Annotated in this window: 12 protein-coding genes; 3 read left to right on the top strand and 9 right to left on the bottom strand. The window is 66.9% G+C overall.

Annotation, left to right across the window (positions count from 1 at the left end):
* Positions 1-182 precede the first annotated feature (182 nt).
* The 8 genes from Q7W02_20225 to Q7W02_20190 all read right to left on the bottom strand — a co-directional run bounded on the left by Q7W02_20225 (position 183) and on the right by Q7W02_20190 (position 9,783).
* On the bottom strand, positions 183-362 hold the full coding sequence (locus Q7W02_20225; protein MDO8478476.1) for an FCD domain-containing protein: 180 nt from the start codon (positions 360-362) through the stop codon (positions 183-185).
* Positions 347-868, bottom strand: coding sequence for a hypothetical protein (locus Q7W02_20220; GenBank protein ID MDO8478475.1), 522 nt, complete (start codon positions 866-868; stop codon positions 347-349). The genes Q7W02_20225 and Q7W02_20220 overlap by 16 nt, the downstream gene beginning before the upstream one ends.
* A gap of 79 nt (positions 869-947) precedes the next feature.
* Positions 948-1,754, bottom strand: coding sequence for an alpha/beta hydrolase (locus Q7W02_20215; GenBank protein ID MDO8478474.1), 807 nt, complete (start codon positions 1,752-1,754; stop codon positions 948-950).
* Positions 1,751-2,995 (bottom strand): LLM class flavin-dependent oxidoreductase, encoded by a 1,245-nt coding sequence (locus tag Q7W02_20210; GenBank protein MDO8478473.1) that lies wholly within the window; start codon positions 2,993-2,995, stop codon positions 1,751-1,753. The genes Q7W02_20215 and Q7W02_20210 overlap by 4 nt, the downstream gene beginning before the upstream one ends.
* Before the next feature lie 276 nt (positions 2,996-3,271).
* Entirely contained in the window at positions 3,272-4,384 is a 1,113-nt protein-coding gene (locus tag Q7W02_20205) for a creatininase family protein (GenBank protein MDO8478472.1), read from the bottom strand.
* 174 nt (positions 4,385-4,558) lie between these two features.
* A complete protein-coding gene (locus Q7W02_20200) occupies positions 4,559-5,746 on the bottom strand; it encodes a restriction endonuclease subunit S (protein ID MDO8478471.1) in 1,188 nt (395 codons plus the stop codon).
* Positions 5,747-5,879: 133 nt separating this feature from the next.
* Positions 5,880-7,439, bottom strand: a complete 1,560-nt coding sequence (locus Q7W02_20195; protein ID MDO8478470.1) for a class I SAM-dependent DNA methyltransferase — start codon at positions 7,437-7,439, stop codon at positions 5,880-5,882.
* Positions 7,429-9,783 (bottom strand): DEAD/DEAH box helicase family protein, encoded by a 2,355-nt coding sequence (locus tag Q7W02_20190; protein MDO8478469.1) that lies wholly within the window; start codon positions 9,781-9,783, stop codon positions 7,429-7,431. The genes Q7W02_20195 and Q7W02_20190 overlap by 11 nt, the downstream gene beginning before the upstream one ends.
* Before the next feature lie 359 nt (positions 9,784-10,142).
* On the opposite strand from Q7W02_20190, the gene Q7W02_20185 reads away from it, so the two are divergent.
* The 3 genes from Q7W02_20185 (at position 10,143) to Q7W02_20175 (ending at position 13,035) form a co-directional block, all read left to right on the top strand.
* Positions 10,143-10,619 carry a septal ring lytic transglycosylase RlpA family protein gene (locus Q7W02_20185; GenBank protein MDO8478468.1) on the top strand — a complete coding sequence of 159 codons (477 nt, stop codon included), beginning with the start codon at positions 10,143-10,145 and terminating at the stop codon, positions 10,617-10,619.
* A 232-nt stretch (positions 10,620-10,851) separates the two neighbouring features.
* Positions 10,852-12,036 (top strand): hypothetical protein, encoded by a 1,185-nt coding sequence (locus Q7W02_20180; GenBank protein ID MDO8478467.1) that lies wholly within the window; start codon positions 10,852-10,854, stop codon positions 12,034-12,036.
* A 219-nt stretch (positions 12,037-12,255) separates the two neighbouring features.
* Complete coding sequence (locus Q7W02_20175; protein MDO8478466.1) at positions 12,256-13,035, top strand: alpha/beta fold hydrolase; 780 nt, start codon at positions 12,256-12,258, stop codon at positions 13,033-13,035.
* A 559-nt stretch (positions 13,036-13,594) separates the two neighbouring features.
* On the opposite strand, the gene Q7W02_20170 is transcribed toward Q7W02_20175, so the two are convergent.
* Positions 13,595-14,629, bottom strand: a complete 1,035-nt coding sequence (locus Q7W02_20170) for an alpha-hydroxy acid oxidase (GenBank protein ID MDO8478465.1) — start codon at positions 14,627-14,629, stop codon at positions 13,595-13,597.
* Positions 14,630-14,748 lie beyond the last annotated feature (119 nt).

Here is a 14,748-nt window from a genome sequence, read left to right as displayed (position 1 = left end):
CCTTGCGCGGCTCGTTGCCCGGGGCGAACAGGAGCGAGCGAAGTGGCAGCGACGTGTCGGCGGCGCTCATCGGGACCACCCGACCGGTTCCAGGACGGCCAGGGTCAGGAAGCGGTCCATCATGGCGTTGACCTGCTCGGGGACCTCGGGCTGGCCGACATCGTTCCCGCGCCGGCGGTCAGTCACGGATTGCCGCCCACGGTCTCCGTCTGGATCTGCCGGAGATGGCCCCGCATGAGCGACTCGGCGCGCGCCGAGTCGCCCGCCTCGAGCGCGCCCAGGATGGCCAGGTGCTCCTCGCAGATCACGCGCGCCCGCCGCTGCCACTGGCGTGCTGTCAGCGCGGTCAGCGAGGCCCGCATCGGCGACCTCTGGAATGTCCTCCAGCGGCCGCAGTTGCCCGTGCCGGCCCACGTGGTGCGAGCCAAGGCGCGGTTGATGCAAAGCTTGGTGGAGCAGTTGGGATGCCGACATTCGGGCACTCCGCGGCGATGTCCACGGCCAGCTGCTCCCAGCTCTTCCCGGCGTCGGTGGAGCGATAGATGCCCGGCTTGCTGGGCGTGCCGGTCCCGACGAACATCACATTCGGATCGACCGGGTCGATGGCCATGCTCCAGACCATGGAGCCCTTCATCGGCGTGTCCAGCAGGCGCCAATGGGCGCCGCCGTCATCGCTCTCGTAGAGGCCCATGTCGGTCCCGGCGTAGACGACATCCAGGCGCCGCGGATCTGGTAGCAGCGCCCGCACAATACAGTCGGAATGCATGCCCTGTCGCACGCTGGCCCGTGTCCAGCTCTCGCCGTCGTCAGCGCTCATCATGACGCCCTGGCCGATCGTCCCTACCAGAATGTTTCCCTGCTTCGCCATGGCCCACCTCCTGACTTCGTCCGGACCGTTTCCGCTTTCCTGCGCCCGCGACTATACGCCTATCGGCGAGGGTCCGCCTCTACGGACGCAGGAAGTTGCGGACCAGCTCCGCCACCGCGGCCGGCTGCTCGAGATGGGGCGCGTGCCCCGCCTCCTTCACGGTCTCCACCCGAGCACCCGCGATGTGGCGGACGAAGTCGTCGGCGTAGACGGGCGGCACGAGCCGGTCCTCGGCGCCCCAGATCAGGAGCGTGGGCGCCTTCACGCGGTGGATGCGCTTCTTCAGGCCCTTGTCGGGGATGGGCCAGATGAATTTGCCCGTGGCGCCCATGGCCCAGGTGAGCTCGACCTGGGCCGTGACGCGGGCCTCCTCGTCCTCTGCCTGGGCGAACATCACACGCGCGCCGGCGCTCGCGGGATCACGGAAGATCGCGCCGGGCAGCTCCTGTGGGTTCAGCATCATCCAGTTGACGACGGGGGCGTCGTCGCGCCAGAGGCCGAGGGGATCGATGAGGGCCAGGCGGCTGGCGCGGCGCGGGTAGGCCGCGGCCACTTCGCAGGCAACCATGGCGCCGAAGGAATGGCCCACGAAGGCCGCGCCCTCGAGGCCCATCTGCTCCAGCAGCTCGTCGTAGCAGAGGATCAGGTCCCAGAGGCCGTCCAGATGATAGATGTCGTCGGGCGCGCCGGGCGTGGTGCCGGGGTGTTCGGGGGCGTGGACGGTGAAGTGCTGGGACAGCGTGTCCAAAAACGGGTCCCAGTGTAGGCCCCAGGGGCCGTGGAAGAAGACGAGCGCGGGGCCGGCGCCCTTCGAAAGCACGCGCATGCGGACGCGGTTCTGCCAGACGGAGAGGGTGCGGGCTTGGGTGTCGTTGAGACTGCTCATCGCGCCGCGACCACGGCGGGCTCCGGTGCGCGCTTGCGGAGCTTCTCGGGCCACCAGTGGTTGACCCAGCCCTCGTCCTCCCAGAAGCCGCGGAGGGAGGGGAGGACTTCGCGGGCGAAGAGGTCCATGTTCTGCAGGGTCAGCTCGTGGGGCATGGAGCCGATCTGCAGGAGCACCATCAGGTTGCCGACGCGGAGGCCCTTGACGACTTCTTCCTCGAGCTGCTGACGGACGGTGGCGGGACTGCCGGCGATGACGTAGCCCTTCTCGACGAAGTCGCGGTAGCGGAGCTCCTTGGTATTCACCGCGTAGCGCATGGGGTTGCGCGCGGTGGCCTGGAGGCTCCGGTAATCCTGATTGCCCGGCGGCGAGAACCACACGGCGGGGACGTGGAGGCACTTGTGATAGAAGTACTCCACGTGCCGCGCGTACTGCTCCTCGGCGCGCGCGTCGGTGTCGGCCACGACCACCAACTGCAGGAAGCCCGCGCGGTAAGGGTTGGCGTCGCGGCCCTTCTTGGTGACCACGTCCCAGTAGCCGTCCATCATGCCCTTGGCCGAGCGGGCGCCCGAATAGCTCAGGAAGCAGTAGCACACCTCGTTCTCGACAGCGAAGTCGAAGGTGCTGATGCTGCCTGAGCCCGGCACCCACACGGGCGGATGCGGCTGCTGGATGGGACGGGGCCAGAGGTTCACGTTGGCCAGCTGGTAGTAGCGGCCATTCCACGGGAAGATCTCGCGCGCCTGCCAAGCCTTCATGGTGAGGGCGAAGGCCTCGCGGTAGCGCTCGCGATGCTCCATGGGCGTGATGCCGTAGCAGAGGTTGACGTCCATGGGGCTGCCAAGCGGCAGACCCGCCACCAGCCGCCCGCCGCTGATGCAGTCGAGCATGGCGTACTCTTCCGCCACGCGGATGGGCGGGTTCTGGGTAGGCAGCGTGGCGCCCATCTGCACGATGGCCACGGGCAGATCATTGGTGGCCTTGGCGAGCACGCTGCCCATCAGGTTGGGACTGGGCATGAAGCCGTAGGCGTTCTGGTGATGCTCGTTGGTGCACACGCCGTCGAAGCCGGCGCGGGCCGCGAACAGCAGCTCGTCGAGCGTCCAGTTGTAGTACTGCCCCACGCGGACGGGATCGGCCAGCTCCCACCAGGGCGGCGTCACCCACACGGACGGGTAGCGCTTCTCAAAATCGGCGGGCAGCTCCCGGTGCGGCATCAAGTGAAACGCGCTGATCTTCATGGAGGTCCCTCGCAGGGCTTGGAATAGGCTGGCGTGGCTGCTGGTGCCTCACAGTACTGCCGGCGTCCGGGGAGTGTCAATTGCTAAGCGCGTTGCATGCTCTCCAACCTGCCGTTCCGCCCGGTGCGGAATAGCTGACAGGGGGTTTCTCGGGATTCGTGCCCTGCTGGCCCCGCGTGCTCCGAGGCGTGCCACCCTTGACCACCCACCGCGGTGACACCCCCGCCCGGGTCGATCTCGCTCCGCGTCTCGCTGCCTCCGTCGCCGTCGTGTCGCTCACGTCGGATGCCCCGCGAGCCGCTCGGTACGCCCGAGAATCTGCCCAAAGAGGCGCTGCGTCAAGTGGCGTTCGGCCAGCTGGAGGACGAAGTACCGAGCATGCCGGATCAGGCGACCACCGGTCTTGAACAGCCGCTGCTGGAGGCTCGTCAGGGACCAACTCTGAATGGTAAGGGGGAGAGCGAGCCGACGCAGGAGGGTGCCGAGATTGTAGGCGATGACCCCGAGGAGCAACCGCACCTCGTTGGCCCGGAAGCAGTGGCAAGAGAGGCGCGTCCCATGGGCGGCTTCTTTGCCCTCCTTGATCCACTGCTCCGCCGCCGGGCGCCACGTCTGGAGCTCGGAGATCAGATCCTGCGAGATCAACCGGGCGCGGAGCTTGAGGGCGGCGCGGCCGGTCCCGGCGCGCGCCGCCGCCGGCCAGCCGAAGTATCCCCGGCCCTTTGGGTTCATCTTTCTGAATGTGGTGCGGCCCGCCGCCAGCGCGCGTTTCACATCTATCCAGGCGGGCGGCAGTCGGCGGGCGAGGGCGCGGCGAACGAGCCCGGGGCGGACGGCGAGCACCATAGCCGTCTCGAGCTCGCCCGAGTGCCACTCTCGATCCGGCCGCGGACTCCGGCAGAGCGCCGTGATGCGGGGATTGACCATGGCCGCATTCGAGTGGTCTGGGGCGAAACCGGCGAAGAGCACCTGCATCCGACCGCGCCGCTCGGCAGAGCGCTTGATGAGGGCCATGGCCCGGAGGTGCCCTGGATCCGCCTGATAGTTGGTGAGCACGAACCGCCGGAAGCCGTGGCGGGCGAGACCGCGAATGATTTCCCCCACCACCCGCCGCAGCGTCCCGGTCGAGAGCGACACCGTGCCGCTCCAATCCTCGGCGAGCGGGCTCGCGCCGTAGGGCATCGACGGCACGAGCACGGGTCGCCAGCCCGCGCGCCGCAGGTAGGGCGCGATCACCCGCGCCAGCTCCTCCGCGCCCAGCCAGTCCACGAGCAGCGGAAGGTGCGGACCATGCTCCTCGATGGCGCCCAGCGGAAACACGACCACCGATTTCGGATCGCGGGCGAGCCTGGCAGCTTCTTCGTAGGTGCGTTCGGCGAGCCGGATCATCAGCGGTCCGTCAATCCGACGCTCGCTCCGGCCCCGACGGCACGCAGTTCACGCGGACCCCGTCGCGGCCATGATCGCGCGTGGACGGCTCCAGAAGGCGCGCCGGGTCGTGGGGATGCGCGACGGACGGTGTGGTGTTTCAAGACCTGGCCCCATAATCCAGTGTCGCCAGGGCTAGAGCTCACCCTTGAAGGCGCGGTCGAGGACAGCGGGAAGCAGGGTCGCGAGTTCGGCGGTGGTCTCGGTTTGCACGCGCCTCATCGCATCCACCTGCACCTGCAACGCATCCAACTCGCTCAGGATCCGGCGCTGCTCGGGAAGTGAGGGAAGGGCGATCGGCAGTGCCTTCAGCTTGGTGGCGTTGACGTTAGCCTGTCCCGTCATCTGTCGTTTTTCACTGAGCATATAGGCCCGACCAAGTGGTGAATTGATGTAGGCAGCGACAAGCTCCGGATGGGCACGTTCTTGATCGACGCGCAGCCGAATGAGATACGACGCAAACGAGAAGTCTCTGTCTACATGAAACACCGCGCATTTCCCTACGAGGTCGGCGCTGTTTGTCCGGTTTACGAGAATATCTCCTTGCTTCAGTATGAGCTTGGCGCGCTCCTTTTCGGAGAGATGAAGAAACTTCAGATCGTGGAGGTCAAGGTGTCCGTTCTGTATGTTTCCCATCCGAAGTACCGGAATGCCTGTACTGTCGTCAGAGGTTTTCTCGGATGTTCCGTAGCAGTCGTCCAACACATAATCGCCGAGCGTCCTCCCTGGCCAGCCTTCGACTTGACCATTTCCGAAAATATGGGAGACCTTTGAAGCGACCAATACCTCCGTTTCTTCTGCCGTCTGGTGGCGGAGGGTGCAGGCCTCGTGGATCTGGGCGGCCAGCTCCTCGATTCGCGCCACCACGCGGCGCTGCTCCGCAAGCGGCGGCAGCGGGATCTCGTAGCCCAGAACATCCGCCGGACGGATCGCCGCATAGTTCGTGGACCCCTGTGCTTCAACCTGCTCGCGAAACGCCAGCGTGCGAATGAAGTAGTCGAGGAACCCGCGCTCTAGCTTGGCCTCGTCAAGATCGAAGAGGAAATAGTGACTACTGACGATGGTGCCATCGAGCGCCTCTGGTACCACGCCGAAGCCACCAACCTTGGCATCGATTTCAGCGACTAGGAACTCTCCGGCTCGACACACCTGCTGCTGCTTCGTCTTGATGAGTGTGCCGGGAACTTCGTCGCGGAGAACGATGCCCTGAGCGTGCAATTGAACCCGTGGGCGGCGATAGGTCGTGAGGTCGTCAATCGTCACGAACTCCTTACGATGGCGTAGCACCTCCCCCAGCCGAACCTTGGGCCACTCCCTCTTCATCTGCGCCTCGTCGGTGAGGCGGCGCCGAATATGCTCGACACTGTCGAGCGAATCCGAAGAGGGGCGGAACGAGAAGATTTCCGAATCACTGTCTCGGAAATCTTGCCCCGGAGAGCCATGTGGGTGCCGGGCGTCAAGACTCAGCGCTCCGAGCCAGCAGCTTTTGGATGCGCCCCATGATCTCCGCGATGCGCTGTTCCTTCTCCAGGATGCTGGCGGCGATCTGCTCGGGCGGCAGGTGGGCGATGTCCTCCTTGGCGCGCGGGTTCTTGCGGTCAAGGTTGCAGTTGCTGGCGAGTAGCTCGGTGGCGGGAACCTTCCACGCGCGCTCGTTCTCCTTCCGGTGGGTCCACCACGCCTGGCAGGCCGTGAACTCCTCGAACTGGATGGGCGTGGTCTTCGTGTAGTTCTTCCGGCCCTCGGGCAGCGGATGCTCGTAGTACCAGACGTCTTGAGTCGGCCCAGAGCGGTCGAAGAACAGCAGGTTGGTCGGAATGCTGGTGTAGGGCGCGAACACGCCGTTGGGCAGGCGCACGATGGTGTGGAGGTTGAACTCCTTGAGCAGCTCTTCCTTGATGCGGGCGCAGACCCCGTCGCCGAAGAGGGTGCCATTGGGCACGACCACGGCGGCGCGTGCCGGCAGGCCGGCAGACGTGGGGCGGCGGCGGAGTTTGCGCATGATGAGCTGGAGGAAGAGCAGCGCCGTCTCCGCGGTCTGCCGGTCCTCGGGGAAATTACCCTGGACGCCCTTCTCTTCCTCGCCGCCAAAGGGTGGATTGGTGACGATCACGTCCACGCGCTCCTTCTCGCCGATCTCGGAGAGCTTGTGGCGCAGGGCATTGCCGGGGTCGATCTCTGGGGCATCGAGGCCGTGCAACAGCAGGTTCATCTGACAGAGCAGGTAGGGCAGGGGCTTCGGCTCGCAGCCGGAGAGCGAGCGCCTCTGGAGCGTTGCGCGGTCTGCCACGGTTTTTACCTGTGCGCCGAGGTGGTTGAACGCCTCGACCAGGAAGCCGCCGGTGCCGGAGGCCGGGTCGAGCACGGTCTCGCCGAGGCGCGGGTCGGTCACCGCCACCATGAAGCGCACCACGGGGCGCGGCGTGTAGAACTCGCCAGAGTCCCCCGCCGCGTCCCGCATCTCGCGCAGGAGGGACTCGTAGAGGGCGCCGAGGGTGTGCAGCTCCTCGCTCGAAGTGAAATGGATGCCCGCGATCTTGTTGATGACGTCGCGCAGCAAGTAGCCGCTCTTCATGCGGTTGTCGACGCCGCGAAAGACAGTGGCGATCACGTCGCGGCGGTCGTCGCCATTGGCGCTGGTGAGCGCGCGCAGATAGGCGAACAGCCCGGGCCCGCGCGTGCCGTCCGGGCGGACGGTCTCATCCTGATTGATGAAGGCCAGCAGCTCGTCGCCGGTGACGCCCTGCGGGTTGGCCGCCCAGTCGCGCCAGCGGTAGGGAGCCTCGAGGGCCGGCCGGAACTTCTTCCGAGCGAGTGAGGCCTCCTCCTCGCGCTGTAACTCCAGATCGTCGAGGAACTTGAGGAACATGATCCAGGTGAGCAGCGGCAGGCGGTCGAGATCGCCGTTGAGTCCCTTGTCCTTCCGCATGATGTCGCGCGCGGACTTGATCAGGCTCCCCAGCGACTGGGCGGTGGTGGGAGCGGGAGCGGTGGGGCCCTTTGCCCTACGCCGCATAGAGTTGGGCCTGGAGCTCGGTCACCGCGGTGCGGAGCTGTTCGGCGCCGCCGAAGAGCTTGACGATCTCCGCGACGGTGCCGTGCCGCGAGAGCGGCGGAACGTGGAGCACGTCGGGCAGGACGAACTGGGCGTCGCCGTGTTCAGCGTACTTCTCGACCAGCTCGTCCAGCACCTGACGGGCCTCGGGAGCGTAGCGGTCGAAGAAGTCCTTGCGAGTTTCGCGGAGCCGCTGCGCCCGCTCCCGGCGGGTGCGTAATGGAGCGTTGAACGCCAGATGGCAGAGCAGATCGAACGGATCGGCCTCGGGCTGATGGGCGGCCTCGGCTAGCTCGGTGAAGCTGATGCCGCGCTCCTCCAGCCGCCGGATGATCTCGGACCGCTTCGCCGGGTCGGCCCACTGGGCCCGAAGCTCCGGCGCGGTCGGGCAGAGCATGCGAACCTTTTCAGCGGCGTAGTCCGTGTAGCGGACCACGCGGAGTTGCTTGCCGTCCGGGTCCAGCTCATAGACGAGGTGTGCCGCCACCTCGACACGGCCGCCGTCGAAGTAGAACTTCCGCCGCTCCTCGGCCGGCGGCTCGACGATCTCCGGCTTCCCGTCTGGCTCGGTTGGATCGTAAGGCGCGGGCGTTTCGTGAACGGCACGGACCGAGCCATCCCCCGCGAGCTCTTCCTCGGTCAGCCGCGCCGGGTCACCATCAAAATCCGGGTCGGCGAAGAGCCGCGTGGCCGAGCCGGTGTAGTCGATGATGTTGAACCAGAGCTTGCCGTAGTCGTCGCGCACGCGGCTGCCGCGCCCGATGATCTGCTTGAACTCGCTCATGGAGCTCACCACGCGGGCGAGCACCACGTTCTTGCACGTGGGCACGTCCACGCCCGTGGTGAGCAACTGGGACGTGGTCAGAATCGCCGGTACCTGGGTGTCAACATCCTGAAACCGCCCGAGGTGACCGCGTCCGATGTCGCCCTCGTCGGCGGTGACGCGGCAGACATAGTCCGGGTACCGCATCACCAGGTCGCTGCTGAGGTTGGAGAGCGCCGCGCGCATCTCGCTGGCGTGCTCCTGGTCCACGCAGAACACGATCGTCTTGGCGAAGCGGTCGGTCTTCTTGAGGAAGTCGGTAAGGTGCCGCGCAATCGCCTGGGTACGGGCCCGCAGCGCCACCACACGCTCGAAGTCCTTGGTCTGGTATTCGTCGTCGGGGATCGGCCGGCCGTAGCGGTCCACCTCATCCTTGCTTGGCCGCCAGCCGGCCGCGTCCCACTCGGTGATCACCCGGTGCACGCGGTAGGGCGCGAGGAAGCCGTCGTCGATGCCCTGCCGTAGGCTGTACTCGTAGATGGGGTTGCCGAAGTAGAGGTAGGTGTCGCGGTTGTCGTCGCGAAGGGGCGTCGCGGTCATGCCGAGCTGGAACGCCGGCTCAAAGTACTCGAGGATCGTGCGCCACGAGCTGTCGTCGCGCGCGCTGCCGCGGTGGCACTCGTCCACGATGACGAGATCGAAGAAGTCGGCCGGGAAGGACCGGAACAACCCGGCGCGCCGCTCGTCCTCGGCAAGTGCCTGGTAGATCGCGAAGTACATCTCGCGGCTCTTCACCACCTCGCCGGACTCGATCTTGGAGCGCGCATCGCCGAACGCCGCGAAGATGCCGTCCTTCGGATAGTCGACGAGAATGTTGCGGTCGGCGAGGTAGAGGATCCTGGGCCGGCGATGTTCACCGGTACGGTTCCAGCGGGCGGTCCAGAGCTTCCAGCAGATCTGGAACGCCACGGCAGTCTTACCGGTACCGGTCGCCATCGTGATGAGCAATCGGCGCCGGGCATTGAGGATCCCCTCTACCACGCGGTTGACCGCGATCTGCTGATAGTAACGCTCGCCCTGACGGACCGTGTGGTTGAACGGTGTGAGGAGCTGGGCCGCCGCATTCGGATCGGTGAGACCGGCGGCCGTGCGGTAGCGCTGCCAGAGCTGATCGGGCGTCGGATAGTCGGCCCGGGTCTGCTCCAGCCCGGTTGTGTAGTCGAATTCGATGATCTCGTCCCCGTTGGTCGCGTAGGCGAATTTCAATCCGAGCATCCCGGCATAGTCCTTCGCCTGCTGCAACCCGTCGGCCGCGGCCTTGTAGGCGGCCTTCGCCTCGACGACCGCGAGCGGAAAGTCGCGCGTGTAGCGCAGCAAGTAGTCCACGCGCTTTGGCGGCTTGCGGACAAAGCCCTTACCAACCGGAATGATGCGGCCGTCCGTGATCGTGCGTTGCTCGGCGATGGAATGCGGCTCGTCGTCCCAACCGGCCGCCTGAAGAAGGGGCACGACTTGCTTGCGGCAGGTGTCGGCTTCGTTCATGCCCGGCGCCAACCTCGCCTCTGCACGGATGTAGCTGCTGTCACAGCGGTGAGCATGCCACAAATCACCACCGGCCCCCCTGTTCTTCACCGTATCGTTCCTGCGGCACTTGCGAGGCTCTCAGCGCCCGGCGTAGAGTCGGGGCCATGCGCCTGTTCCGCGTGAGGGGACGTCTGACCGGGCCCTCGGGCTGCCGCGAAGACGCCGCGCTCCTGATCGACACGGGGCCAACCCTGCTCGGAGTAGGGGTACAGCGATCTCGCCGACGCAACCAAGCACAACCAGCAATCCCCCTTTTGACGCGTATGGCTCGCAGCGGGCTGGGGAACGACTGAATGGGTGGAAATGGGTCGCGCCCGGTGACGTCACCGACGCGATGGCTCTACGCGCTGATTCGTCTGGCAGGACTGGCTCTCGCGCTCTCCCTGGCGGCCTGCGCGACGGCGTCCGCTCCTCCGCGCCTGCCCACTGAGCCGGTGGTGGGCGCCCCGGCACCGACTCCCTCGCGCTTGCCCATCGAGCCGATGGTGGGCGCGACGGAGAGTGGAGACGCCACGTGGTACGGCCGCGAGCACCAGGGGCGCCTCACGACGAGCGGCGAGCCATTCGACATGCACAAACTCACCGCCGCGCACCCCACGCTTCCCCTCGGCACCCACCTGCTCGTCACGAATCTGAAGAATGGGCGCTCGGTTCAGGTTCGAGTGAACGATCGTGGCCCGGGGGCGCCGGGCCGCATCATCGACCTGTCCTACGCGGCGGCAGAAACGCTGGGCTACGTCCAGGCCGGCCTCATCCAGGTTCGCGTCCGGGTCCTGTCCTTGCCGAACCACTGACGCGCACCATCGCCACCCTCGCGAGCCCGTGGCCGTCTCCGCGCTGCCTCAGGGGCTGCAGCCGCTTCTCGCCGCCGACCGCGACCCCGCGCTCGTGATCCACGTCGACCGTGAGGTCGCGCCCGCCCGCGTGGCGTCCTCCCGTATGCCACCATATCGATGATATGGTTGCGGCCGACGCCATGGGGGTCTACCCTCGGCGTACTGGATCGGCTGATCAAAGGAGGGCGCTATGTATACGAAGGACATCGGCGGCAATGTTCCGCTCTATGGCCAGGAGATGTGCTTCTGGTGCGGCGCGGCAAGCGCCCAGATGTCCCGGAACGGCTATCCCAACCCGCCGGATCGCCTGTTCTACACGCAGCTTGCCCTGTGGAATTCGATCCAGGTGAACAACAGCACCGACCCCGCCGACAGCGGGTGGGCCACCGACCCGCACGGTCTGCAGGGGTGTCTGCAATCGGCGGCGAATCCTGCTGGCGTGCACTGGTCAGAATTCGCGAATGCGAGCCGTGACGGCTTGCTATTTTCCACGCTCTACTGGATGAACCGCCGGGAGTTTCCCGCACCCACGCTGGTGAACCAGGGCGGCCACTGGGTCGTCATCGTCGGTTGGACGACGGATGTCGAGCCGGTCACAGGCAGCAGCCCGGTGCTTCAGTCAATCCACTATCACGATCCGGAGCCCCACAATGTGGGCACCGACACGATGATGACGGCCGCCCAGTGGTACGGCGGTCCATGGAACGGTGCGGTGATGTATGGTGGAACCTGGCTCAATAAATACGTGGCGATCGTTGAGCCCCCCCTCACGAAAGGACAGGCCCGCGTGAAGCAGGTCAAGCGTACGGGTAGCAGGCTGCTGAAGCCGGCGCAGGCGGTGGCGGCGGCCCGCCGCTGGATTGAAGAGCAACGCCTGGGTGAGATGCCAAAATACGGTCTGCTTGTCCGGAAGGGTGTGGAGGTGCTGACCCCGCTGCTCGTGAGAGAAGGGCCGCCGATTCGCCCCGCCGGCCAGCGCGCCCAGTCGCGTACGCGGTCCCGCGCCACCCAGGTTCCCCACTACTACATCGTCCCCTTCGGCGTCCGCGGCGAACGAAGTGAAGCCGGAAGCCCACTCGCCCGCGTGTGCGTGCTCGTCAACGGATACACCGGCGCGTTCGAGGAGGTGACGGCGTTCGGGCAGCCGCTGAAGCATCTCACCGTTGAAGAGGCGCTGAATGTGGTCGCTGCCGCGCTGAAGGTCGCTCCAAATCGGTTGAGGCGCGCTGATGCGACCTTGATGTTCCAGCCCGGTGATATTACCCATGTACGGACGTACCCGTTCTGGAGGGTGCAGGTCGGGGAACGAACCCTCTACGTGGATCAGCTGGGCAAGCTTTACGGCAAGCTGTTGCCAGCTATCCCAGGCGACTAAACGTTCATTGCAGACTCGGCGGTAGGTCTTAGGCCTGAGGTCTCAAGTGCGCAGCCAACGGCTGCACGTTTTTGCCGCAGTTCAGAGCATAGATAGGAAACACAAAGGCCCTATCGCCTCTTGGACCTCGCTGGGTATGAGCGTTCCTGTCCTTCAGCGGTCGTCGAGCGCATCGAGCGCCTGGCGCAGCGGGAGTACACCGCGTGCGGTGACGGGCGCATGGTGTGGAGGTGCTGGGGCACGGGGCCGCCGCTCGTCCTGCTTCACGGGGCGACAGGCTCGTGGACCCACTGGCTCCTGAACGTGCTGCCGCTCGCCGCGCGCTTCCGCGTGATCGTCCCCGACATGCCCGGCTTCGGCGACTCCGACCTGCCTCACGAGCCCCACACGGCCCAGGGCCTCGCCGACATCGTCTCGGCGTGCCTCGACGCGCTCGTGCCGCCGCCCCGGCCGCTCGACCTCGCGGGCTTCTCCTTCGGCGGGATCATCGGCGGGCTCGTGGCGGCCCGCCAGGGCGAACGCGTGCGCACCCTCGTGCTCCTCGGCCCCAACGGCATGGCCCTTCCCGGTGGGACCGACCGGCCGCTCGCGCGCACGCGGCCCGAAATGACACCCGCCGAGGTGATGGCGACGCACCGCGAGAACCTGCGCATTCTGATGCTCGCCGATCCAGGGAAGGCCGACGACCTCGCCGTCCACCTCCAGATGGAGAACATTCGTCTGGCCCGGATCAAGTCGGGCGGCATCCCCGCCTCCGACACCCTCTTGCGGGCGCTCCCCGCCGTGCGCGCGCGGATCGCCGGGATCTGGGGGGCGCAGGACGCCTTCGCCCTGCCCTTCCTCCACGAGCGGCGGCGGACGCTTGCGCGCTTCCAGCCCGACCTCGACTTCCGCGTCATCGAGCGCGCAGGCCACTGGGTGGCCTACGAGGCGCCTGTCCAGGTGAACGCAGCGCTGCTCGAAATCCTCGACGTCCGCCACCGCTCCGCCCCACGCTGACAGCCGCCCCGGGGCGGGGGTATCAACGACCTGGGGCGTCCAGTCCAGTCGGAAAGCGCCGGATTTCCGTTGAAGGGTTCGTCGGCTGATGGCGTTGTAAGCCGCAGCAGCCAGCCGGAGGGGACCATGGGGATGTCGAGCGTGATCGCTCAGCTGCGGACGACGTCGAAGCTGTGGCAGAGGCACTCATGAAACGTGGGATTCGGTTTACGAAGGACGTCCATGAGACGCCGTGGGAACGAAAGAGTTCACCATCAAGGACAATCATGCCCATTTCACCGCGATCTGGCTGGCGGAGGATGCGCTTCGGACGGCCTTCGGCGCGGGCTGGGAGGTGCGCGCTCAGGGGCCCATCGCGCTGGACGCCGAGTCCGAGCCCGAGCCCGACGTGGCGGTGGTGCCAGGAACCGGCCGCACCCTTCGGCTGGCGCTACCAGTCCGTCACGACCATTGGACCCGAGGGATCCGTGGCTCCTCTCGCTGCCCGCGGCTCCCACATCCCGGTTGCCGATCTCCTGCCGTAGTCGGACCTGTTGGCTCGGCGCTCCTGGGCGCCGCCTCAGTCCACGCGGAAGACGAGGTCGCGCTCCAGGTTCTTGACGCTCGTCTGGCCCGAGAGCGCCATCGTCGTGCGGAGCTCCCGGCGCAGGATGTCGAGCGCGCAGGCGACGCCGGCGGCGCCGTCCGCGGCGAGCCCCCACAGCACGGTGCGTCCCACCGCGACGACGGTCGCGCCGAGCGCCAAGCCCTTCAGCACGGCCGTACCGCGGGTGAAGCCGCCGTCTATCACGATGGCGGCGCGGCCCGCGACGGCATCCACGATCGGCGGCAGGGCGTCGATCGCGCCCTGGGTGTGGTCGAGCTGGCGGCCGCCGTGGTTCGACACCCACACGATCTCCACGCCCGCCTCGACGGCGCGCTTGGCGTCGCGCGCGGTCATGATGCCCTTGATCCCGATGGGCAGGCGCGTGGTCTTCTTGAGCCACGCGACGTCGTCCCAGGTCAGGCGCTCCGGGTAGCTGCCGTCGGGGCCGCGCGGGTTGGGCGCGTGCGACATCGCATCCCGCGGGCTGAAGCGGTGGACGATGTCCCGCTCGCGCCTGCCGTAGACCTGCACGTCCACGGTGAGGACGACGGACTGATAGCCCGAGGCCTCGACGCGCGCGAGGACGTCGGCCGCCCACGTGCGGTCGCCGTGGTGGTAGAGCTGGAACATCTTCGGGCCCGGGCTCGACTTGGCGACGTCCTCGACGGACCAGCCGGCGGCGCCCGAGAGGAACTGGAGCGTGTCGCCCTGCGCGGCGCCGCGGGCCATCTCGCGGTCGCCCTCGGGGTGAAACAGGATGAGCCCGCCCATCGGTGCGATCACCACGGGCCACGATAGCGGCAGCCCCAGCAGCGACGTGCGCAGGTCGATCTCGCGGACGTCCACCAGGATGTCCTGGCGGATGGCGAGGCGGTCGATGGCGCGCCGGTTGCGGCGCAGCGTGGTCTCGCTCTCGGCGCCGCCGTCGCCGAAGTTCCACGCGTCTCTCGGCAGGACCTTCTGAGCAAACTTCCGAATCTCGGGCAGGGTGACGAATTTGTCGGCCATGGTCCAGTACCATAATGCTTTCGGGCCCCCAAAGTAAATGGGGACGCAAATGAGCAATTGACAGCGGGTGGGCCCGCGTCTAGATTCGGGCCTGCCGCGCACACCCCACCGACAAGGAG

This window comes from Candidatus Rokuibacteriota bacterium, from assembly GCA_030647435.1.
GTDB lineage: Bacteria > Methylomirabilota > Methylomirabilia > Rokubacteriales > CSP1-6 > AR37.
This window is presented reverse-complemented; position numbering and strand designations above follow the sequence as displayed.